Source organism: Streptomyces sp. NPDC006551, assembly GCF_040611675.1.
Classification (GTDB): Bacteria; Actinomycetota; Actinomycetes; order Streptomycetales; family Streptomycetaceae; genus Streptomyces.
This window is the reverse complement of the sequence record NZ_JBEXOT010000002.1, coordinates 245,694-267,314: the sequence shown is the minus strand read 5'-3', so window position 1 is coordinate 267,314 and position 21,621 is coordinate 245,694. Positions and strand designations below refer to the sequence as shown.

At 72.1% G+C, this 21,621-nt stretch carries 16 protein-coding genes; 7 read left to right on the top strand and 9 right to left on the bottom strand.

All coding sequences use genetic code 11. The annotated features are described in order from the left end of the window. Positions 1-302 precede the first annotated feature (302 nt). On the top strand, positions 303-1,301 hold the full coding sequence (locus ABZY12_RS03760; protein WP_356886984.1) for a LacI family DNA-binding transcriptional regulator: 999 nt from the start codon (positions 303-305) through the stop codon (positions 1,299-1,301). A gap of 133 nt (positions 1,302-1,434) precedes the next feature. Here the strand turns inward: ABZY12_RS03760 and ABZY12_RS03755 are convergent, their stop codons facing one another. Beyond that, complete coding sequence (locus tag ABZY12_RS03755; RefSeq protein WP_356886982.1) at positions 1,435-2,421, bottom strand: LacI family DNA-binding transcriptional regulator; 987 nt, start codon at positions 2,419-2,421, stop codon at positions 1,435-1,437. A 271-nt stretch (positions 2,422-2,692) separates the two neighbouring features. On the opposite strand from ABZY12_RS03755, the gene ABZY12_RS03750 reads away from it, so the two are divergent. The 3 genes from ABZY12_RS03750 to ABZY12_RS03740 all read left to right on the top strand — a co-directional run bounded on the left by ABZY12_RS03750 (position 2,693) and on the right by ABZY12_RS03740 (position 6,089). Then, entirely contained in the window at positions 2,693-3,619 is a 927-nt protein-coding gene (locus ABZY12_RS03750) for a sugar ABC transporter permease (protein WP_356886740.1), read from the top strand. A gap of 3 nt (positions 3,620-3,622) precedes the next feature. Then, positions 3,623-4,618, top strand: a complete 996-nt coding sequence (locus ABZY12_RS03745) for a carbohydrate ABC transporter permease (protein WP_356886738.1) — start codon at positions 3,623-3,625, stop codon at positions 4,616-4,618. A 136-nt stretch (positions 4,619-4,754) separates the two neighbouring features. After that, positions 4,755-6,089 carry a sugar ABC transporter substrate-binding protein gene (locus tag ABZY12_RS03740; RefSeq protein ID WP_356886736.1) on the top strand — a complete coding sequence of 445 codons (1,335 nt, stop codon included), beginning with the start codon at positions 4,755-4,757 and terminating at the stop codon, positions 6,087-6,089. A gap of 40 nt (positions 6,090-6,129) precedes the next feature. On the opposite strand, the gene ABZY12_RS03735 is transcribed toward ABZY12_RS03740, so the two are convergent. From ABZY12_RS03735 to ABZY12_RS03715, 5 genes are all read right to left on the bottom strand, one after another. Beyond that, positions 6,130-7,803: a sigma-70 family RNA polymerase sigma factor gene (locus tag ABZY12_RS03735; protein ID WP_356886734.1), complete on the bottom strand. Its 1,674-nt coding sequence runs from the start codon at positions 7,801-7,803 to the stop codon at positions 6,130-6,132. Between the two features lie 193 nt (positions 7,804-7,996). Then, complete coding sequence (locus ABZY12_RS03730; RefSeq protein WP_356886732.1) at positions 7,997-9,256, bottom strand: SLC13 family permease; 1,260 nt, start codon at positions 9,254-9,256, stop codon at positions 7,997-7,999. Positions 9,257-9,322: 66 nt separating this feature from the next. Then, positions 9,323-10,234: an ATP-binding cassette domain-containing protein gene (locus ABZY12_RS03725; protein WP_356886730.1), complete on the bottom strand. Its 912-nt coding sequence runs from the start codon at positions 10,232-10,234 to the stop codon at positions 9,323-9,325. Next, complete coding sequence (locus ABZY12_RS03720) at positions 10,231-12,009, bottom strand: dipeptide/oligopeptide/nickel ABC transporter permease/ATP-binding protein (RefSeq protein ID WP_356886980.1); 1,779 nt, start codon at positions 12,007-12,009, stop codon at positions 10,231-10,233. Before ABZY12_RS03720 ends, ABZY12_RS03725 begins: the two co-directional genes overlap by 4 nt. 83 nt (positions 12,010-12,092) lie before the next feature. Then, the gene (locus ABZY12_RS03715) at positions 12,093-13,037 is read right to left on the bottom strand and encodes an ABC transporter permease (RefSeq protein ID WP_356886728.1); all 945 of its coding nucleotides are present in this window, start codon (positions 13,035-13,037) and stop codon (positions 12,093-12,095) included. Positions 13,038-13,292: 255 nt separating this feature from the next. On the opposite strand from ABZY12_RS03715, the gene ABZY12_RS03710 reads away from it, so the two are divergent. Beyond that, positions 13,293-14,009 carry a TetR/AcrR family transcriptional regulator gene (locus ABZY12_RS03710; protein WP_356886726.1) on the top strand — a complete coding sequence of 239 codons (717 nt, stop codon included), beginning with the start codon at positions 13,293-13,295 and terminating at the stop codon, positions 14,007-14,009. On the opposite strand, the gene ABZY12_RS03705 is transcribed toward ABZY12_RS03710, so the two are convergent. Beyond that, entirely contained in the window at positions 13,999-14,967 is a 969-nt protein-coding gene (locus ABZY12_RS03705) for an SGNH/GDSL hydrolase family protein (RefSeq protein WP_356886724.1), read from the bottom strand. The two genes, ABZY12_RS03710 and ABZY12_RS03705, sit on opposite strands and share 11 nt — an antisense overlap. A gap of 259 nt (positions 14,968-15,226) precedes the next feature. Here ABZY12_RS03705 and ABZY12_RS03700 point away from each other — a divergent pair, with 259 nt between their 5' ends. Next, positions 15,227-17,575, top strand: coding sequence for a glycoside hydrolase family 3 C-terminal domain-containing protein (locus ABZY12_RS03700; protein ID WP_356886722.1), 2,349 nt, complete (start codon positions 15,227-15,229; stop codon positions 17,573-17,575). A 243-nt stretch (positions 17,576-17,818) separates the two neighbouring features. Here the strand turns inward: ABZY12_RS03700 and ABZY12_RS03695 are convergent, their stop codons facing one another. Both ABZY12_RS03695 and ABZY12_RS03690 read right to left on the bottom strand, forming a co-directional pair. Next, entirely contained in the window at positions 17,819-18,400 is a 582-nt protein-coding gene (locus tag ABZY12_RS03695; protein WP_356886720.1) for a helix-turn-helix domain-containing protein, read from the bottom strand. Positions 18,401-18,410: 10 nt separating this feature from the next. After that, a complete protein-coding gene (locus ABZY12_RS03690) occupies positions 18,411-19,745 on the bottom strand; it encodes a family 1 glycosylhydrolase (protein ID WP_356886718.1) in 1,335 nt (444 codons plus the stop codon). 222 nt (positions 19,746-19,967) lie between these two features. Here ABZY12_RS03690 and ABZY12_RS03685 point away from each other — a divergent pair, with 222 nt between their 5' ends. After that, positions 19,968-21,575, top strand: coding sequence for a family 20 glycosylhydrolase (locus ABZY12_RS03685; protein WP_356886716.1), 1,608 nt, complete (start codon positions 19,968-19,970; stop codon positions 21,573-21,575). Positions 21,576-21,621 lie beyond the last annotated feature (46 nt).

The following is a 21,621-nucleotide window of genomic DNA, read 5'->3' as shown; positions in this document are numbered from 1 at the left end:
TGCGGGGCGCGGCCCGGCCGTCATGTCGACCCGGCGAGACCCATCGGAGCATGTTTGCGTAAACACTCACGGTGTGGGGAGAGTCTGGAAGCGCCCTCGGGGCGTGTCAAGGCTCCCGGCAGCAACGGGTACCGGTTTGACCATGAGAGGTGTTTGCGTCAACATGCGGCTGCGGTCCCATGGGCCGCGCAGCGCCCTTTCCAGGGCTTCCAGGAGTTCGGGGCGGGCGGAGGGGCGGGCCGATGACGACCGAGAAGAGAACCAGGACGCCACGCGCCCGGCCCGCGCGGCAGTGGCCCTCCATGGCGGACGTCGCAGCCCTGGCCGGCGTGTCCTCGCAGACGGTCTCCCGCGTGTCCAACAACCGGGAGAACGTCGACTCCACGACCCGCGAGAAGGTCCTGGCGGCGATGCGGACGCTCGGCTACCGCCCCAACACGGCGGCGCGCGCCCTGGTCACCGGAAGGTTCGGGGCGTTGGGCATCATCAGCTTCGACGTGAGCGCCCATGGGAACGCGAGGACGCTCGGCGCCATCGCCGACGCCGCGCGCGAGGCCGACTTCTCCGTGAACTTCATGGGCGTACGGGCTCAGACCGAGGCGGCCGTGCAGCGGGCGTTCCAGCATCTGATGCTCCAGTCCGTCGACGGCATCGTGCTGGTCGAGTCGCAGATACTGGACACGCCGTCCCTGCGTCTGCCGGCCGCCATGCCGGTCGTCGTGGCCGACGGCGACGCCGGACACCGCCACCCCCACGTCGACTTCGACCAGGCCCTCGGCGCCCACAGCGCGGTCACCCATCTCCTGGGCCTCGGCCACCGCACGGTCTGGCACGTGGCCGGCCCTCGCGACTCCTTCGCCGCCCGACGGCGCGCGGAGTCCTGGCAGACCACGCTCGCCGCGGCCGGGGCCCCGATCCCCCCTGCGCTGTACGGAGAGTGGACCGCGGAATCCGGGTACCGGGCCGGCCGGGAACTGGCCGGGCGCCCGGAGGTGACCGCCGTCTTCGCCGCCAACGACCAGATGGCGCTCGGGCTGATGCGCGCCCTGCACGAAGCCGGGCGCGACGTGCCCGGGGACGTCAGCGTGATCGGCTTCGACGACACCGCGGAGGCGGCCTACTTCCACCCACCCCTGACGACGGTGCGCCAGGACTTCGACCTGGTGGGCCGGCACTGCGTCGCGCTGCTGCTCGACCAGATCGACGGCAGGGCGGAGGGTCCGCGCAGGATGGCGGTGGAACCGGCTCTCGTGGTGCGCGCCAGTACCGCACCGCCGGCCCCGGGCCGCCGCGGAACCTGACCTCTCGACCACGACGACCACCGCCCGCTCGGACCGCGGCCCCGGCCCGGACCTCCCCGCCTTCGCGCCGGTCGGGCCGGTCGGGCCGGTCGGTCACATCGGGGCGGTCGGTCACATCGGGGCGGCCGGTCGGTCAGGTCGGGCTCGGGGCGGTGCTTCCGCGGACGACGAGCCGGGTCGGTACGAGCGTCGTGCCCCGCTCCAGCGTCCCGCCGCCCAACTCCCGCAGGACGGCGTCGACACACAGCTCCCCCACCCTGGCGAAGTCCTGGTGGACCGTGGTCAGCGGCGGGATGAACGAGCCCGCCTCCGCCACGTCGTCGAACCCGACCACGCTGACCTCCTCCGGCACCCGTCTGCCGCGCTCGTGCAGCGCCCGCAAGACCCCGAGGGCCATCTGGTCGTTCGCCACGAACACCGCTGTGCAGCCGTCCTCCTCCGCCAGCCGGAGACCCGCCTCGTATCCGGATTCCGAGGTCCAGTCACCGCGAAGGAGCGGGGGCACCTCGCGCCCCTCCTCACGCAGCGCCGCCTCCCACGCCGCCTCGCGACGGCCCGCCGCGAAGGACTCCTCGGGCCCGGCGAGGTGCCAGACCGTGCGGTGACCGAGCTCCAGCAGGTGCCGTACCGCCGTCCGCGCGCCCTGGTGCTGGTCGGTGTCCACCACATGGAACCGGTCGCCGGCGTCGGAGTCCACGACGACGACGGTCACATGGGGCGGCAGGGTCAGCGACGTCGTGTCGAGCAGATGCACCTCCATGATGAGGACGACCGCGTCCACCGCGAGCTCGTCGAGGCGAGTGAAGGCGCCCTTGACGTTGTCCTGGGTCGGGGCGTCGAGCGGGATCAGCGTGACCGCGTACCCCGCGCGGGACGCGCAGCTCGCGATGGCCTCCAGGGTCCGCACGTTGCCGGTGCTGGAGAGGCTCATGGTGATGACGCCGATGGTCCTGAACTCGCCGCGCTTGAGGGCGCGGGCGGCGCTGTTGGGCCGGTAACCGAGCTGCTTCATGGCGTCGAGCACCTTCTGCCGCGTCTTCTCGATCACCGCGGGGTCTCCGTTGGAGACCCGGGAGACCGTCTGCGACGAGACGCCCGCGACCCGTGCGACGTCCGCCATCGAGACGCGGCGCTGCCGCCCTTTCGCGGCCGTCCGGCCCCCGCCGCCGCCCGTCCCCGCACGTGCGGGCGCATCCTTCTCCGCCACCGGAATCCCTTCCATTCACCACTGCTTCGTGCTTGACGCCCCCCAGTGGGAGTGTCACCATCACGCTACCGATGATTACGTAAACATTTCTCATCGGGGCAGCCCCCGATCCGGCCCTTTCCGGCCCTGAGGGCCCTCTCCCTCCCCGCCCGGACCGGTCGGTCACCGACACAAGGACCCCACCATGACGCTCCTGCCGACGTCCGCGAAGGCGGTATCACCACCCCGTCGACGCGCGCGGTTCCGCCCCGGTACGCAAGCGCTCGCCGGGTGGGGCTTCGCCGGCCCGTTCGTCGCGGTCTTCGGGCTCGTCTTCCTGGCGCCGATCGGGTACGCGCTCTACCTCAGCCTCTTCCGCGACCGGCTCATCGGCGGGACGTCCTTCGTGGGCCTGGACAACTACGGCCAGGCGCTGACCGACCCGAAGTTCTGGGAGGGTCTGGCCAGGGTCGGCCTCTTCCTCGCGGTGCAGGTGCCGGTCATGCTGGGCATCGCCCTGCTGGTCGCGCTCGCGATCGACAGCGGCCGGCTGTACGGCAAGGGCTTCTTCCGTATCGCGGTCTTCCTGCCGTACGCCGTGCCCGCCGTCGTCGCCAGCCTCATGTGGGGGTTCATCTACGGCACCCGGTTCGGCCTGGTCGGCAACATCAACGACGCGTTCGGCGTCTCCCTGCCCGACCCGCTCTCCCCCTCGCTCGTACTGGCCTCCATCGGCAACATCGTGACCTGGGAGTTCGTCGGCTACAACATGCTGATCTTCTACTCGGCACTCAAGGTCGTGCCCCGCTCGCTCTACGAAGCGGCCGCGATCGACGGCGCCGGAGAATGGCGGATCGTGACCTCGGTCAAGCTGCCGGCCATCCGCAGCGCCCTGGTCATCGCGACGATCTTCTCGATCATCGGCAGCTTCCAGCTCTTCAACGAGCCGAGCATCCTGCAGAAGCTCGCCCCGAACGCGATCACCAGCGACTTCACCCCCAACCTGTACACCTACTCGCTGTCCTTCTCCGGCCGGCAGCACAACTACGCGGCGACCGTGGCGATCGTGATGGGTGTCATCACCGCGGTCATCGCCTACACCGTCCAGCTGCGCGGCATGCGGAAGGGCTGAGCCATGACCACCGACCTCGACGACACCCGGGCGAACGCCGCGGAAGATCCCGATCCCGCTCCGACCGCCACGGCCGACACCGCTCGCACCCCCCGCACCTCCTCCCGTACCGGCGACCGACCGGTCACCCGACGACGGCGCCCGCACACCCCGCTCGACCCCCGCCGCAGCGTCCCGCTGACCCTCCTGACCGGGCTGGTGCTGGTCTACACCCTGCTTCCCCTCGTCTGGCTGGTCATCAACTCCACGAAGGACCAGGAGGGCCTGCTCAACTCCTTCGGCCTGTGGTTCGGCGAGGACTTCGACCTCTGGAGCAACCTCTCCCGCACGCTGACCTATGACGACGGCGTGTTCGTACGCTGGCTCCTCAACACCCTGCTGTACGTCGCCGCGGGCGCCGGAGGCGCCACGATCCTCGCCGTCCTCGGCGGCTACGCGCTCGCCACGTACGACTTCCCCGGGCGCCGCGCCGTGTTCGCCGTCGTCATCGGAGCGGTGGCCATACCGGGCACGGCCCTGGCGGTCCCCACCTTCCTGATGTTCAGCAACATGGGGCTCACCAACACCCCGTGGGCCGTCATCATCCCCTCCCTCATCTCCCCCTTCGGCCTGTACCTGATGTGGGTGTTCGCCAACGAGGCCGTGCCGGCCGAACTGCTCGAAGCGGCCCGCATCGACGGGTCCGGCGAGCTGCGCACCTTCGTCCGCATCGCGCTGCCCCTGCTGATGCCGGGCACCGTGACCGTGCTGCTCTTCTCCATGGTCGCGACGTGGAACAACTACTTCCTGCCGCTGATCATGATCAAGGACCCCGACTGGTACCCGCTCACTCTCGGGCTCAACGCCTGGAACGCCCAGGCGCAGACAGCGGGCGGCGAGGCCGTCTTCGACCTCATCATCATGGGCTCTCTGCTCACGATCGTGCCGATCGTCGCGATCTTCCTGCTGCTCCAGCGGTACTGGCAGTCCGGCCTGGCCGCCGGCAGCGTCAAGGAGTAGCCGCGCCCCGTCGCCCCCACCGGGTCCCCACGCGCCTGCCCTCACCGCGCCCCGCAACACCTCGTCCTGTCCCCCTCGTCCATTCCTCCGCGCCCGTCCCTTCACCCGCCCGCACACCGAACCAGGAGCACCACCCATGAGAACGAACAGCACCCGCCGACTTCTCGGTGCCGTCGCCACGGCCTGTGTGATGGCCCTCGGCGCGACCGCCTGCGGATCGTCCGACCCGGCCGCCGACGCCGGCGGCCCGAAGGACGTGAAGTCCGCTCTGGAGAAGGGCGGCAAGGTGACGGTGTGGGCCTGGGAACCCACGCTGAAGAAGGCGGCCGCGGACTTCGAGAAGAAGTACCCCCAGGTCGACATCGACCTGGTCAACGCCGGCACCGGCGACAAGCAGTACACCGCGCTGCAGAACGCCATCGCCGCCGGTTCGGGCGCTCCCGACGTGGCGCAGGTCGAGTACTACGCCCTGGGCCAGTTCGCCATCGCCAAGTCGGTGGAGGACCTCTCGGGTTACGGCGCGGCCGCGTTCGACAAGACGTTCAGCCCCGGCCCGTGGAACGCGGTGAAGTACGACCGGTCCGTCTTCGCCCTGCCCATGGACTCGGGCCCCATGGCCCTCTTCTACAACAAGAAGGTCTTCGACAAGCACGGCGTCGCCGTCCCGGCCACGTGGGACGAGTACGTGGAGGCGGCACGCACCCTGCACAAGGCCGACCCCAAGATCTTCATCACCAACGACACGGGCGACGCGGGTGCCACCACCAGTCTCATCTGGCAGGCCGGGGGACGCCCCTACAAGACGTCCGGCACCGATGTGTCCATCGACTTCGGGGACGCCGGCACCAAGACGTACACCAGCACGTGGCAGAAGCTGCTCGACGAGGATCTGGTCGCACCGATCACCTCGTGGAGCGACGAGTGGTACAAGGGGCTGGCCGACGGCAGTATCGCCACGCTGGCGATAGGCGCGTGGATGCCCGCCAACTTCACCTCGGGCGTCGCCTCCGCGTCCGGTGACTGGCGCGTGGCACCGCTTCCGCAGTGGAGCGCGGGCGCCCGTGCCAGCGCCGAGAACGGCGGCAGCTCCCTCGCCGTACCGAAGGCCGCGAAGAACAAGGAACTGGCCTACGCCTTCATCGAGTACGCGACCACCGGTGCCGGCGCCTCGGCCCGCGTCGCCGAGGGCGCCTTCCCGGCCACCACGGCGGACCTGGAGTCGAAGAAGTTCCTCGAGACCGCGTTCCCGTACTTCGGCGGCCAGCAGGCCAACAAGATCTTCGCCGAGTCGGCCGCCACGGTCGGCACCGGCTGGTCGTACCTGCCGTACCAGGTGTACGCGAACTCCGTCTTCAACGACACCGTGGGCAAGGCGTACGTCTCCTCGACCCCGCTCTCCAAGGGTCTGGAGGACTGGCAGCGGGCCAGCGTCACGTACGGCACCGACCAGGGCTTCGACGTCAACAAGTAGCCGCAGCCCTGGTGTTGCCGCGCGGCGGGGGCGCCCCGGCTCAGCGTGCGCCGAAGACCTGAGTCCAGTACGGGCCGCCGTCGTCGTGGACGCCGATCCCGATCTCTTCGAAGGAGCAGTTCAGGATGTTCGCCCGGTGACCGGGACTGTTCATCCAGGAGTCCATCACCTGCGCCGGTGTGCGCTGCCCCTTCGCGATGTTCTCGCCGTACGTCGTCCAGCGGTACCCGGCGGCCGTCACGCGCTCGCCCGGGCCGTCGCCGTCGGGGTCGGTGTGGTCGAAGAAGTCCCGCGCCGCCATGTCCTCGGAGTGCCTCCGAGCGGCCTGGGCCAGCAGGGGGTTCGCGGTCAGTGGACCGCAACCCGCCTCGGCGCGCTCGGAGTTGGCCAGGTCGATCACCTGCTGAGCGGCGGGGTCCGCAGCGGACTCCTCCGTCGTGCTCGCGGCTTTCGGCCGGGGCGCGGGCGACGAGGTGCGCGTGGCGGGGGGCTTCGGGGGCTGGGGCTTCGGGGGGCGGCTCGCGGTGGTGGCGGACGGGCTCTTGGCGGGGCCGGCCGGCGCCGACGGCGAAGGGGTGGCCGAGGGTGAGGCCGTGGTCGGCTCCGGACGGGTGGGCAGGGCTGTCCCCGGAGCCGCCACGCGTGTCGCGTCGACGGCCTCCACGTCTCCCTCGGGACCGGTGATCAGGGAGAAGGAACCGCCGGTGACCGCCACGACCGCGAAGCCCGCGGCCACGACGGCCCGGCGGCGGGCGCGCCGCTGCTGCCGACGGCGGGCGCTCCGGGGGCCCGGCCCGGCAGCGCGACCGGTGCCTTGGGCGCCGTACGGCGCACCGGGAGCCGCCGGCCCGCCCCGCTCGTGGGAGCCACTGCTCTCGTGCCGCGACGCCGGAGTCGGGGCGGACGCGGCCGCGAGCTCGAAGCCGGCGCTCTCGCGGACGCTCGCGAGCAGCGGTGCCGCCGGGGGAACGAGGAGCAGTCCGGCGAGCAGTCCCTCCGCCGGGACGAGGCCGCTCCACAGGCCCGCGCAGTGCGCGCAGTCGCGTGCGTGCCGGGCTATGCGCTTGCGCCACAGCGCGGAGGGGCGGCCGTCCCACATGCCGAGCCCCGACCGGAGGGTGGGGCACAGCGGGTTCTCCGACAGGGCCCGTACGACCACCCGGGCGGCTTCCAGTTGCGCCTTCATCCGCTGTATCCGGACCGCGGTGTGCTCCGTGGACAGCTGAAGGGCGGCGGCCACCTCGTGCCGGGTCAGCTCCCCGGCGCACTCCAGCCACCACAGGGACAGCAGGGCGCTGTCGTCCGGCTCCATCCAGCGGGTCGCCTCGGCGGTCTCGCGCCGCTGACCGGACAGGTTCAGCCGGACCAGTGTCAGGTCCACGAAGTCGGCCTCGGGATGGGGGAGTTCACGAGCTTCGTCGAGGCCATCGGTGCGGAGGCCGGACCGCTGTGTCCGCTGGTGGCTGCGGACACGGTTCATGGCGATGGCCACCAGCCAGGACCGGAAGCTCTCCGGGGAGCGCAGGCCGCCGAGCCCGTCGAGCGCTCGCAGCATCGTCTCCTGCACGACGTCGTCGACGTCATGGTGACCGTTCAGCGCCCGGCCCACGATGTTGTAGACCAGGGGCAGATAGGCGGCGATGAGCTGATCCTGCGCCCACCGGCCTCCACCCTGCGCCGCCCTGACCAGGTCAGTACCGTTCTGTGTGCTCACGCCTTGATTCACCCTGCCTGTCCCGCCTGTTGTCGATGCCCAGCACTTGGGAGACCGCGGGGCGTCCGCTCGATAACGGAAATCGGCGAAGTTTCCGCGGTCGCGCTGAGAACTCCTCGCGAAACGGTCTGGAGGGCGCCCGCACCTGTGCCCGGGCGAGCCGACGGGCCGCAGGTCGGCCGCGCCGCCCCGGCTATGGGCCGAGGAGCGCCAGGGAGAGCCACAGGGCGACGGTGGCGGCGAGAAGACTGGCGGGGACCGTGAGGGCGCCGAGGAGGGTGAACTCCTTCAACGCGACGTCGTAGCCGTGTCGGTGGGACACGCGGCGCCACAGAAGGGTGGCCAGGGATCCGGCGTAGGTCAGGTTGGGTCCGATGTTCACGCCGATGAGGACCGCGAGAACCGCCCCGGGGCCGGAGGGGGCGGCGAGCGGGGCGAGGGCGAGGACGGCCGGGAGGTTGTTGATCAGGTTCGCGAGGAGTGCGGCGAGGGCGGCGGTGCCGAGCAGGGCGGGCAGGGAGGCGCCGTCCGGGAGGAGGCCGCCGAGGACCGCGCCGAGGCCGTTGTCGACGACGGCGCGGACGACGATCCCGAGGGCCAGGACGAAGGCGAGGAAGGGCAGGGCCGCGGCGCGCACGAGCGCGGCGGGGGTGGTGTGGCGTCGGGCCAGGGCGCGTACGGCCAGCACCGCCGCACCGGCCGCCGCTGCCCAGGCCGGGTCGACGTCCAGCGCCGAGGCCGCGGCGAAGCCGGCGAGCGTTCCGCCCACGGTGAGCAGCGGGAACAGCGGAACCTCGACGGGCTCGGCTTCCTCGTCCGACCCGCACGGGGCGGCGAGGTCCGCGCCGAAGAAGCGGCGGAGGACGGCGTACTCGACGGCGATGGCCGCCAGCCACGGCAGCAGCATCAGCAGCGCGAAGCGCGTGAAGGTCAGGCCGGTGGCGGTGAAGGCGAGCAGGTTGGTGAGGTTGGACACCGGGAGCAGCAGGGAGGCGGTGTTCGACAGATGGGCGCTGGCGTAGGCGTGCGGGCCGGCGGGCGTTCCCATGCGGGCGGCCGTGGCGAAGACCACCGGGGTGAGCAGGACGACGGTGGCGTCGAGACTCAGAGCGGCGGTGATCAGCGAGGCGAGCGCGAAGACCGCACCGAGGAGCCGTTGGGGGCGACGCCGGGCCCAGCGGGCCATCCAGGTGCCGCAGGCGTGGAACAGCCCTTCGTCGTCGCAGAGCTTGGCCAGCACCAGAGCGGCCGCCAGGAAGCCGATCACCGGCCCGAGGCGCGTCGCCTCGTCCCGTACGTGATCCAGCGGTACGGCGCCGACGGCGACCAGGAGGGCGGCGGCGGGTATCGCGAAGACCGCCTCCGACCGCCCGAAGGGGCGGACGACGGCGCAGGTCAGGACCACGATCAGCAGGGCGACCGACAAGGAGGTGAACAGCACGTCCTCGATCATCCAACACGCCGCCGCGCTGCCCGGCTCCCCCCTGCCCTGCCGCGGTCCGGGGGTCGGCACGCGTCGTCAGGACGATCCTTCCTCCGTGCGCCCGAGGAGAGAGGAGCTGTCGGGTGTCCGGGTGGCGGTGCGTTGCTCCCTGCGGCGGCGCTGCTCGGCGACGTCGGCGACCGGGGCGGCGAGGAGCAGGCTGCGGGTGTAGGGGTGTTCGGGTGTGCGGGTGATGCGGTCCGCGTCGGCGGTCTCCACGAGGGTGCCCCGGTGGATCACGGTGACCCGGTGGCTCATGCGGCGGACCACCGAGAGGTCGTGGGAGATGAAGAGACAGGACACGCCCGTCTCCCGCTGGATCTCCAGGAGGAGATCGAGGACGGTGCGCTGAGTGGTGAGGTCGAGGGCCGATACGGGTTCGTCGCAGACGATCAGACGGGGGCGCAGGGCGAGGGCCCGGGCGATGGCGACGCGTTGGCGCTGGCCGCCGGAGAACTCGCGCGGCAGGCGGGAGCCGGCGTCCGTCGGCAGATGGACGCGGTTCAGCAGGTCGCCGACGCGGGCGCGGGCGTCCCGGCTGTTCATGCCCTGGCCGAGGAGGGGTTCGGTGAGGGTGTCGCCGATGGTCATCGACGGGTTCAGCGAGGTGTAGGGGTCCTGGAAGATGACCTGGAGGTCACGGCTGAGGGCCCGTCGGCGGGCGGTGGTCGCCGTGTCGATGCGTTCCCCGGCGAAGGTGACGCTGCCGGAGGTGACGGGGACCAGGCCGAGGATCGCGCGGCCGATGGTGGTCTTGCCGGAGCCCGATTCGCCCACCAGGCCGAGGGTCTCGCCGGGCCGTATGTCGAGGTCGACCCCGTGGAGTACGTCGGTACGCGGGGCGCGCCAGCCCTTGCCGGGGAAGGAGACCCGCAGGTCCCGTACGGACAGCAGGGCTTGGAGCGCGGTCGTGGACGTGGTCGTGGACGTGGACGTGGACGTGGTCATGCGATGGTGCTCCTTGCCTCGCGGGGCTGCCAGGGCTGCCAGGGCTCCCGTGCGGGGGCCGTGTCGAGGACGGCGTCGAGCAGGGTGCGGGTGTAGGGGTCCCGCGGATCGCGGAGTACCTGCTCGGTGGTGCCGGTCTCGACGATGCGGCCCTGGTTCATGACGGCGACCCGGTCGCACAGGTCGGCGACGACGCCCAGGTTGTGGGTGACGAGCAGCACCCCCAGACCGCGCTCCTTCTGGAGGCGGCGCAGCAGGTCGAGCACTTCCGCCTGGACGCGGACGTCGAGGGCGGTCGTGGGCTCGTCGGCGATGAGCAGCGCCGGGTCGCAGGACATGGCGCCGGCGATGAGGACGCGCTGGGCCATTCCGCCGGAGATCTCGTGCGGGTAGCGGCGCATGACCTGTTCGGGCGCGGGGATCTCGACCAGGCGGAGCAGTTCGACGGCGCGGGCGGCCGCCTCCTTGCGGGAGAGGCCGAGGACGTGACGCATCACCTCGGTCAACTGGCTGCCGATCGTGAAGGCCGGGTCGAGGTTGCTCATCGGTTCCTGCGGGACGTACGCGACGGTGGTGCCGCGCAGGGCGCGGTGTGCGCGCTCGGGCATGCCGACGACTTCCCTGCCCGCCACCAGGACGCTGCCGCGGCTGATCCGGCCCCCTTCGGGAAGGATGCCGAGCACCGAGAACGCGGTCTGGGTCTTGCCGGAGCCCGATTCGCCGACCAGACCGACGATCTCGCCGGGGCGGACGTCGAGGTCGACGCCGTGGACGACCTCCTTGTCTTCGCCGTCCGGCCGGGTGTACGCGACGGTCAGCCCCCGGATGGACAGGAGTTCGGCGCGCTCGTCCGTGCCGAGGCCGGCGGGCGGGGGCGGAGCGGCCGTCCGTGCCCTGGAGCGGCCGGCAAAATCGCCGGTCCGGTCCTCCAGGACGTCCCGCAGGGCGGTGGCGAGCAGGACGAGGGCGGCGTTGGTGAGGCCGAGGGCGAGTCCGGGCCAGAGGAGCAGGCCGGGTGCGCGCTGGATGTTCTGGAACGCCTCGTTGAGCATGGCGCCCCAGGTGGCGGAGGACCCGCTGCCGACTCCGAGGAACTCGAGCCCGGCCTGGAGGGCGATGGCGATGCCCGCGACGAGGGCGGTCTGGATGATGATCGGGCCGCGGACGACGGTGAGGACGTGCCGGGACACGATGCGGACGTCGGACAGTCCGGAGACCCGCGCGGCGTCGACGTAGAGCTCGCCGCGGACGTTCGCGACGATGCCGCGCACCAGGCGGAAGAAGCTGGGGGCGGCGAGCACTCCGAGGACGGCCATCAGCACCCAGACGTCGGGGCCGAGGATGGCGCGCGAGGCGAGCAGGACGACCATGGCGGGCAGCGCCATGACGAGGTCGACCGTCCAGTTGGCCGCGGAGTCGAACCAGCCTCCGCGGTACCCGGCGTACAGCCCGGACGGCACGCCCAGGACAAGGGCTATGGCGAGGGCGATGACGGCGCCGCCCAGGGTGTTGCGGCCGCCGTACAGGAGGCGCGAGAGGACGTCGCGCCCGGCGGAGTCCATGCCGAGCGGGTGGGCGGTGCTCGGTCCGGCGAAGGCGGCGGCGAGCGAGGAGTCCCCCGGCCCCTGGGGAGCGAGGACCGGAGCCAGGAGCGCCGCCGTCACCAGGAGGAGGAGGACGGCGAGGGAGACGGTGCCGAGGGGGTTGCGTACGAGACGCGCCACGGTGCCGCGGGAACGGGCGGCCACGGACGGGGCGGTCGGTTCGCTGTCCATCGGCTCCGCCGGCTTCGGGGTGGTCGGCACGTTGTCGGTCGGCATACTCTCCGCCGGCTTCGGGGCGACCGGCACGTTGTCGCTCATCTCGCGAGCCTCGCCTTCGGGTTCAGCCAGCCGATCAGGACGTCGACCAGGAGGTTGATCAGGACCACACCGACCACGGTGAGCATGACGAGCGCCATGATCACGGGAATGTCGCCGCGCGTGGTGTAGCTGACGGTCATGCTGCCGATGCCCGGGAGGCCGAAGATCTGCTCCACGAGCACCGCGCCGCCGAGGAGCCCGACGAACTGCATGCCGAGCACGGAGAGCGCGGGCGCGGAGGCGTTGCGCAGGACGTGCTTGAACACGATCCGGGTGCCGGACAGCCCGCGGGCCCGCAGCGTACGGACGTAGTCCTGGCGCAGTACGTCGATGACGGCACCGCGCACCTGCTGCGAGACGCCCGCGACGGAGGCGATCGACAGTGAGGCCACAGGCAGGGTCACGGTCGCCAGCCAGCCTCCGGGCGACTCGGTGAACGGCGTGTACCCGATGGCGGGAAACCAGTTCAGCCGGACCGCGAAGACCAGGACGAGAACCAGGGTCACCAGGAATCCGGGCAGTGCGTAGCCGACCACCCCGAGCACTTGGACGAAGCGGTCGACGGCACCGCGCCGCACGCCCGCCCATACCCCGAGGAGGAACGACACGACGGCCGTCACGAGCGTGACCCCCAGCATCAGGCTCAGCGTGACGGGCAGCCGGGTGGCGACGGCCAGGGTGACGTCCTCGCTGGAGAACCAGGAGGTGCCGAGGTCGCCGCGGACGGCGCCGGAGAGCCAGTCGGCGTACTGGGCGAGGACCGGCCGGTCCAGGCCGAGCGCGGCGTTCTTGGCGTCGACATCGCTCTGGGGCGCGCTCTGGCCCAGGAGTTGGCGCCCGACGTCCATGTCCGGGATCGACAGCAGGAGATAGGAGAGCAGGGAGATGACGAGCAGGAGCACGGCTCCCGCGCCGATTCTGCGGGCGATGAAGTTCAGCATGAGTCTCGGTATCCGTGACCGGTGGCCGGATCGGCCGGCACAAGCCGCGCCGGGGGCTCCCCGCGAAGTCGGGGCCGCACAGGGCGTGGAGGAACGTCCCCCGACATCTCGCCGGGCGGGAACGGAGGCCACCCTACTCACGAAAGTAACCAGTTGGTAGGTTTTCTCGTGAGGAATTGACCGGCTGGTAGGTTCTGCGGCGCACCGTCCGCACGCCAGCGCGCGGACGACCTCGCCTCCCCGAGGAGAACCCCGTTGAGCCAGGCCCCCCGGACGAAGGGTGAGCGCACGCGCGCACGCATCCTCGACTCCGCGACCGAACTGTTCTCCCGCTCGGGGTACAACTCCGTGTCCCTGCGGGAGATCGCGGCGCACGCGGGCCTCACCCACGCCGGAGTCCTGCACCACTTCCCCGGCAAGGAACAGCTCCTCCTGGAGGTGTTGAGCCGGCGCGACCGGGCGGACGCCGCCTGGCTCTTCCCCGGCCTGCTCGACGGAGGGACGGCCGATTCCGCGACACCTGAGCCGTCCGCGTCCGAGCGGCTGCGCCGGCTCGTCGGTGTGGTGGGCCGCAACAGCCGGACGCCCGGGCTGGTGGCCCTCTACGCGAAGCTGTCCGTCGAGGCGTCGGAACCCGGCCATCCGGCTCACTCCTACTTCGTGCGGCGCTACCGCCTCCTGCGCGCCGAAATCGGCGCGCTCCTCGGCGAGTTGTTCTCCGCGGCCGCCACCCCGGCGACGACCTCCCCCGACTCCGTGGCCCAGCAGCTCCTGGCCCTGATGGACGGCCTGCAGACGCAGTGGCTGCTGGAGCCCGCGGAGGTGTCGATGGAGGACCGCGTACGGGAGTTCCTCGCCCGGTACGGCCTGGACGCGGGAGCGGTCGACGACATGGACCGGGACCCGGACGCGGACGCGGAGCGGGACCCGGACGCGGAGCGGGGTCAGGGGCGGGAACCGGTCAGCGGTTGACGGCCGCGAGCACCGCGTCGGCCGTGCCGCGGTGTCCGGCCTCGTTGGGATGGAACCCCGCCGCGCTCGCCGTGTCCTCGGGCTCGATCCATCGCACACCCGCGGGCTTGCACGCGTCATGGCCCACCGACGGGCCGTAGGTGTCGATGTACGTGGCACCGTGGACGGCGGCCTGCTGGGCCAGCATCGCGTTGAACTGCCTGGTCTTGTCCCGCAGCCAGGCGAAGTCGCCCACGGCCAGGGGGATCGTCTCGCGACAGGCCGAGCCGTCGTCGGGGAAGATCACCGGGTAGCCCACGAGCAGGACCTTCGCCTGCGGCGATCGGGCGCGGATCTCCTGGAGCACCGCCGCGATCTTCGGCGCGGTGGCGTTGATGCGCGAGCGGATCTCGTCCGTGCCGAGCAGCGTGTAACTGGACTTGCACGGGGCGCCCTGGGAGTTCACGTACCCGAGCAGGACGCAGCGGGTGATGACGCCGGGCAGGTCGAGGTCGTTGCCGCCGATGCCCAGGGTGACCAGGGCCGTGTCCGCGCGCAGGGCGTCGAGTTGGGGTGGCGCGGAGTCCTGCCGTCCGGTCATGTGCGTGGTGTCCGCACCGGCGCAGGTCACATCGGTGACCTGGGAGGCGCGCACGGCGGCGGCGACCATCGTGGGGTAGTTGTGGTCCGAACGGCCGCAGTTGACGTTCGTCTCGGCGGGGATGCCCAGACCGGAGCTGTAGGAGTCACCGAGGGCCGCGTAGTGCCCGACCGGTGCCGAGCGCGCGTGGTCATGGATGCCGTCTGCCGCCTGCGCGCGATGCCCAGCGGCCGGGCCGGCCGTCGCGGGCTGGGCCAGGGCCAGGGCCATCACCCCGGCGACGACCACGACCAGCGCGGCGCGCCGACGCGGGCGGCCTACCCGTGCGGACGGAACTCCGGGAGGAGCCGGGGGATTCTGGGCAGGGCGCAGCGGCATCGCCGTACCTCTTCTCGTGAGTGGCCGGAGCCTGGGGAGACACGGCTCCACGGGAGGGAGCCGGCCGAGCGCGAAAACCGTAGATCGATCGGTTTCTCACCGTCAATGCATCGCGCAGGAGAGAAAAACACCGCAGACGGCCCGTCAGCCCCACCGACCGCACGCCACCGTCGGGCACCTTGACAGCAAAAACCGATCAACTTACGGTTTTCAGCGCGGGTGGCAGAGCGCCGCCGCGCCGACCGACCTGGCAGGATCCATGACCCAGCAGGCTCCGCACGTCCCCTCCTCCGGCTCCCCGACCACGGGACGCGGTCTGACACTCCCCCAGAAGGCGTCACTCACCAGCGGCGCGGGCGACTTCGTCACCGAATCCGTCGATGACGTACCGGCGCTGTCACTCTCCGACGGGCCGCACGGTCTGCGCCTGCCCAAGGAGAACGGCGACGGCGGCCAGGTCGACCTGCACAGCGCCGCGCCGGCCACCTGCTTCCCTCCCGCCGTCGCGCTCGGCAGCAGTTGGGACCCGGAGCCAGCTCGCCGCGTCGCCGCCGCGATCGCCGCCGAGGCCCGCGCCCACGGCGTCCACGTGGTCCTCGGCCCCGGCATCAACATCAAGCGCTCGCCACTGTGCGGACGCAACTTCGAGTACTTCTCCGAAGACCCGCTCCTCACCGCCGAACTGGGCGGCGCCATGGTGCGCGGACTGCAGGAGGCGGGTGTGGGGGCCGCGTTGAAGCACTACGCGGCCAACAACCAGGAGACGGACCGGATGCGGGTCAGCGCGGACGTCGACGAGCGTCCGCTGCGCGAGATCTATCTCCGCGCCTTCGAGCGCATCGTCCGCCGCGACCGCCCCTGGTCCGTCATGGCCGCCTACAACGCGCTCAACGGCGTGCCGCTCAGCGAGAACCGTCGCCTGCTCACCGATGTCCTGCGGAGCGAGTGGGGCTTCGACGGCGTCGTGGTGTCCGACTGGGGTGCGGTGCGCGACCGTGTCGCCGCCCTGCGGGCCGGGCTGGATCTTCAGATGCCGGGCACCGGCGGGAGGACGGACCGCGAGGTCGTGGCCGCGGTCGAGAGCGGTGAACTGGACGCCCGCGTCCTCGACCGGTCGGTGGAACGGCTCGCGCTCCTCGCCCGGCGTGCGACCACCAGAGCGGCCACGGCGCGGGGGTCCGCCGCACCGGTCTCGTACGACGAGCACCACCGGCTGGCGCGGGAGACGGCGGAACGCTGTGTGGTCCTGCTCAAGAACGACACGAAGCTGCTGCCCCTGGACCCGGCGACGGGCAGCGTCGCCGTGATCGGCGAACTGGCCCGTACGCCTCGGTTCCAGGGCGCCGGCAGCTCGCAGGTGACCCCGACCCGCCTGGACACCGCGCTGGAGAGCCTGCGCGAGGAGGCGGCCGGTGCCCGCGTGGAGTTCGCGCCGGGTTACGCGCTGCCGGACGGCGAGGGTCACACCGCCGAGCGGGAGGATCTGGCGGCGCAGGCGGAACGGCTCGCCGCCCGCAGCGACACCGTGCTGCTCTTCCTCGGCCTCCCCGCCCAGGACGAGTCCGAGGGCTTCGACCGCGACCACATCGATCTGCCGGAGACGCAGACCCTCCTCCTGGAGCGGATCCGCACGGTCAATCCGAAGGTCGCCGTCATCCTTTCGAACGGCGGCGTGGTGCGCACAGCCCCCTGGCACGCACGCGTGCCGTCGCTCGTCGAAGGGTGGCTCCTCGGCCAGGCCGGAGGCGCGGCGCTCGCTCGCATCCTGTTCGGCGCGGTCGCCCCTTCGGGCCGGCTCGCCGAAACCATCCCTCTGCGCCTGGAGGACAGTCCGTCCCACCTGTCCTTCCCCGGCGAGGAGGGCCATGTCCGCTACGGCGAGGGCGTGTTCGTCGGCTATCGAGGGCACGACGCGCGCGGCGACGAGGTCGCGTTCCCCTTCGGTCACGGACTGTCGTACACCACCTTCGAGTACACCGGCCTGTCGGTCGCTCCCCGCGCCGACGGCAGGCGTTTCGAGCTGCGGGTCACCGTCGCCAACACAGGCGACCGGGCCGGGCGCGAGGTGGTGCAGGTCTACAGCCGGGGCCCCGAGGATTCCCGCGTCTCCCGTCCGGTGCGCGAACTGCGCGCCTTCACCACGGTCGAACTGGAGGCCGGCGAGAGCCGCGAGGTGCACCTGGAGTTGGACCGGGCCGACCTCGCGTACTACAGCGAGCGGGAGGGCGGCTGGCGTGTGGAGGGCGGTACGTACCGCATCGAGGTCGGGGCGTCCTCCCGGGACATCCGGCGTTCCGTACCGCTGCCGGTGGAAGGGGACGCCTCACGGCTGCGTCTGACCGGACGGAACACGCTGGCGGAGTGGCTGGCGCATCCCGTGGGCGGTCCGTTGCTGTTCGACGCGTTCGCGAGCCGGCGCGACCCGCATACGGGTGCGGGCGCGCCGGCCGACCCCGTGATGCGCCGGTTCCTCGCCGGCATGCCGCTGGACGTGATCTCCGAATTCCCGCAGAGCCCGGTGTCGCCGAAGGACGTCGAGGCGCTGGCGGAACGGGCGGCGGAGGCCGCCGCTCCCGCCGCGAGCGCGCCCGAGTCCGGACAGGACTGAGCACCGGGCACGCGACAACCGGGACCGCCGGATCGTACGTGCGGAGAGCCCGACGGGCCGCCACCGGAATCCCGGCGGCGGCCCGTCGGCACGTCGGTCGTCTGCCGTGTGGCCGGGCGGCGCGTCGTCGCCGGCCGAGCGGCCGGTCCACGCCTCCCCCGCCGGCGGTCCGGGCTGCCCGTCGGCGCGTCATCGGCCGTCAGCCTGGCGGCCGCCGCGCCCGCTGTCGCCGGCGTGTGGCCCTCAGGTCGTGTCGGGCCGCAGCGCCAGGAGCCGCATCATGTCGTCGACCGGCTGCTCCATGTCCGTGGACCGGTCGATCAGCCACTGGAGCTGGACGCCGTCCGCGATCGCGACCAGGAGCACCGCGAGCCGCTCCGCCGGGATGTCCGACCGGATCGCTCCCTCGTCCATCCTTCGGCGCAGGTAGGCGGCGATCCGCTCGCGGATCGCGGGATAGCGTTCGGCGAAGTGCTCGTGGGCCGGGTGCCCCGGGTCACTCGCGGCGGCGGCCATCGAGACGAACAGCTCCACGAGCCCGGGCGTGCGCGAGCCCTCCCGGATGATCTCGCGGTAGCTCTCGGGCCCGGTGAGCTCCCGGTGCCGTGCCCGAGCGGTCTCGTCCCTCATCCGCAGGACCTGGGTGAGGAGGTCCTCCTTGGAGTCGAAGTAGTGCATGAGGCCCGGCAGGCTGAGACTGCACCGGGCCGCGACCTTCCTCAGCGAGGTACCTCGGTAACCCTCCGCCGCGAAGATCTCCAGTGCCGCGTGCAGGATCTCGCCGCGCTTCGCCTCGCCCTTCTCGTACGGGCCCCGTTTCGCCATGCGGATCACCCTAACGTGCGGTGGACGTGACGTCCGGAGCCGGAGCCGAAGCCGTGCCGTGCGGCCGGTCGCCGCCGCTGCCCCCGCCCGGAAGGTCGTCGTCGTACGGGAGGTGACCGGCACGCGCGAGTGAGCCGAGCCAGCGGGCGGACTCCTTGGGCGTACGGGCGAAGGTGTCCGGGTCGACGGCCATCAGCCCGAACGTCGGGCGGTAGGTGCCCCATTCGTAGTTGTCGAGGGCGCTCCAGTGGAAGTACCCGCGTACGTCGGCGCCGTCCCGCATCGCCCGGGCGAGGCCGGCGAGCGCCCGTGCCGTGTACGCGATGCGCCGCTCGTCGTCGGCGGTCGCGATGCCGTTCTCGGTGACGACGACCGGTATGTGCGCCCCGACCACCCCTACGGTGTGCCGGACCGCTTCGCCGAGTGCCTCGGGGTAGAACTCCCAGCCCGTCAGCGTGGTCTCGGCGCCCTCGGGCACGGGCAGCGGCCCGTCGGGGCCGATGCGGTGCCGGGTGTACGCCTGCACACCGATCCAGTCGTCCTCGCGCGCGGCCTCCAGGAAGACGTCCTCGCGCGGCCGCGCGTACGCCGCCGCGACCGCCTCGGCCCCCGGCTCGGCCTGGTAGACCTGGTTGGCGACGGTCCAGCCGACCTGGAGGCCGGGATCGGCCTCCTTGAGGGCGGTGTACGCGGCCCGGTGCGCCGTCACCAGCGCCCGCGTGACCTCCGGGTCGGGCTCGACGGCCGAGGGGTCGAATGCGGCGCCGCCCGCGTCCCCTCCTTCGGCGAGGGAGGACCAGCCGTGCTCGGTGGCCAGCCGGCGCAGGGCGTACATCAGGGCCAGCATGTTGGGCTCGTTGATCGTGGCGACATGACGTACGCCTTCCCTCAGCACCTCGACGGCCGTACGGGCGTACGCGGCGAACAGTTCCGCCGCGTCGGGTGCGAGCCAGCCGCCCCGTGCGCTGAACCAGCGGGGCGAGGTGAAGTGGTGCAGCGTCACCACCGGCGTCAGGCCGCGCTCGACCGCTCCGCGCACCATGGCGCGGTAGTGGGCGACGGCGGCACGCGAGACGCGCCCCCGCTCCGGCTCGACGCGAGCCCATTCGATGCTGAACCGGTAGGAGTTGAAGCCCAGTTCGCGCAGCAGGTCCATGTCCTCGGGCCAGCGGTGGAAGCTGTCGGCGGCGTCCCCGCTCGGCACGGCGACGAAGGTGTCCGGCCCGTGTTCCAGGGCCCACCAGTCGCTGGAGACGTTGTTCCCCTCGACCTGGTGGGCGGAGGTGGCGGCTCCCATCAGAAAGCCGTCCGGCAACGGGAGTCGGGGCCCGACCGAGGGTGCCATGAGGGTGCTCCTTTCGCCCGCGATGCCGAGCGGAGGGACGGCACCACAAAAAACGTTCATTGATCGGTTTTCGTGTTAGCGTACAGGCGGTTCCGGTCCGGGAGGAAGGGGCTCCTGGGGGGATGTCACGACCGGGACCGGTTCGATCGCCCAGGGGCCCGACTGCCTCACCTGACACCGGCGTTCGGGTCCCTGGGCCCCGGAGCGACCGGCGGAGGAATCATGAACGCCGCCATCCCCGCCCCGGCGACGCGAACCGCCCGCCGACCGGGAGGGACCCTGCCGGCCGCCGGACCGTGGCACCTGCGGGCCGACCCGGCGCTGGGAACGGTCGCCGAGACCGTACGAGCCCTCCTGGAGCCGCACCTGGGCGAACGGCTGCTCCCCCAGGACGCGTCGGACGAGCCTGGGCCCGTCCTGCTCCTGACCTTCGACGCCCCGCCCCCGCCGCCCCGCTCCACCACCGGAGTCGCACCGGACGGCGGCACCGCGCCCGCCGACGAGTCGTACGGCCTGAGCGTCGGAACCGACGGCATCACCTGCCGCGCCCGTACCGCCGTGGGCGTGTTCCGCGCAGCCACCACGGCTCTCCAACTGCTGGCCGTGGCGGGCCCGTCCGGGGTCCTCGACCTCCAGAAGATGTCGGACGCCCCGCACTACGCCTGGCGCGGCCTCATGATCGACCCGGCTCGCTCCTTCGTCACGCCCGACGAAGTGCGCCGCGTCGTCGACCTCGCCGCCCTGTACAAGTTCAACGTGCTGCACCTGCACCTCACCGACAACGAGGGCTGGCGGATCGAGGTGCCCTCGCTGCCGGCCCTGACCGCCCGCCAACGGGTCGTGGACCGGAACACCTTCTACTCAGCGGCCGAGTACCGAGAGCTCCAGGCGTACGCGGCGCGCCGTCACGTCACTCTCGTCCCCGAGATCGATCTGCCGGGACATTGCGCGGCGCTCCGGGCCGCCCTGCCGGGGCTCCCTCCGGCACCCGCGCCCGAAGGACTGGCGGGCCGCTTCCCGTACGTGCCGCCCCTCGACCTCGCCGACCCGGACACCCTCACCACGGTACGCGCCGTACTGGCCGACGTGTGCGCCCTGACCACGGGACCGTTCGTCCACATCGGCGGCGACGAGGCGGTGGGCATCACCGACGAGAGCTTCGCGACGGCCGTCCGGGAACTGCGCTCCCTGGTCAGGGGCTTCGGCAAGCGCCCACTGGCCTGGCAGGAGTCCGCGCGGGCCGGGGTGACGCCGGACGACATCGCGCAGTTCTGGGTGGACGTGCCGATGATGGACCTGCCCGAAACGGCCGAGGAGCTGGCCGCGCGCCCCGAACTGCTCGCCGCGGGACACACCATGGAGCTGGTCCAGGCGCTCCGGAAGTTCTTCGCCCCCTGCGACCACGACGTCGAGCGGGTCCTGGCGGGCGGCGGGAAGGTGCTTCTGTCGCCCCAGTCCCATCTCTATCTCGACCGGCGTTACGCCGCCCACGTCACGCCTCCGGCCGCCGCGGAGGACGCGGCCCGCCTCGGCTTTCCCGCGTACCGGCCCCGCGGCGTCCGGTACACGGCCTCCTGGGACCCCGCCTCGCACGGCATCCCCGACGACCGGATCGCCGGCGTGGAGGCCACCTTGTTCGGCGAAACCCTGGGCGGGCTCGACGATCTGACCGTGATGCTCCTGCCCCGGCTCGGCTCGATCGCCGAGACCGCCTGGTCCGGCCGGCCGCCGGAGTGGAGCGAGCACCGCGCCCGTACCGCCCGGCACGCGCGGCTGTGGCGGGAGAGGGGCCTGGTCCACTTCCCCGCCGCGGACATCCCCTGGCAGTGAACCGGAGCACGCGGAAGGGCCGGGGGCTCAGCGGCCCCCGGCCCGT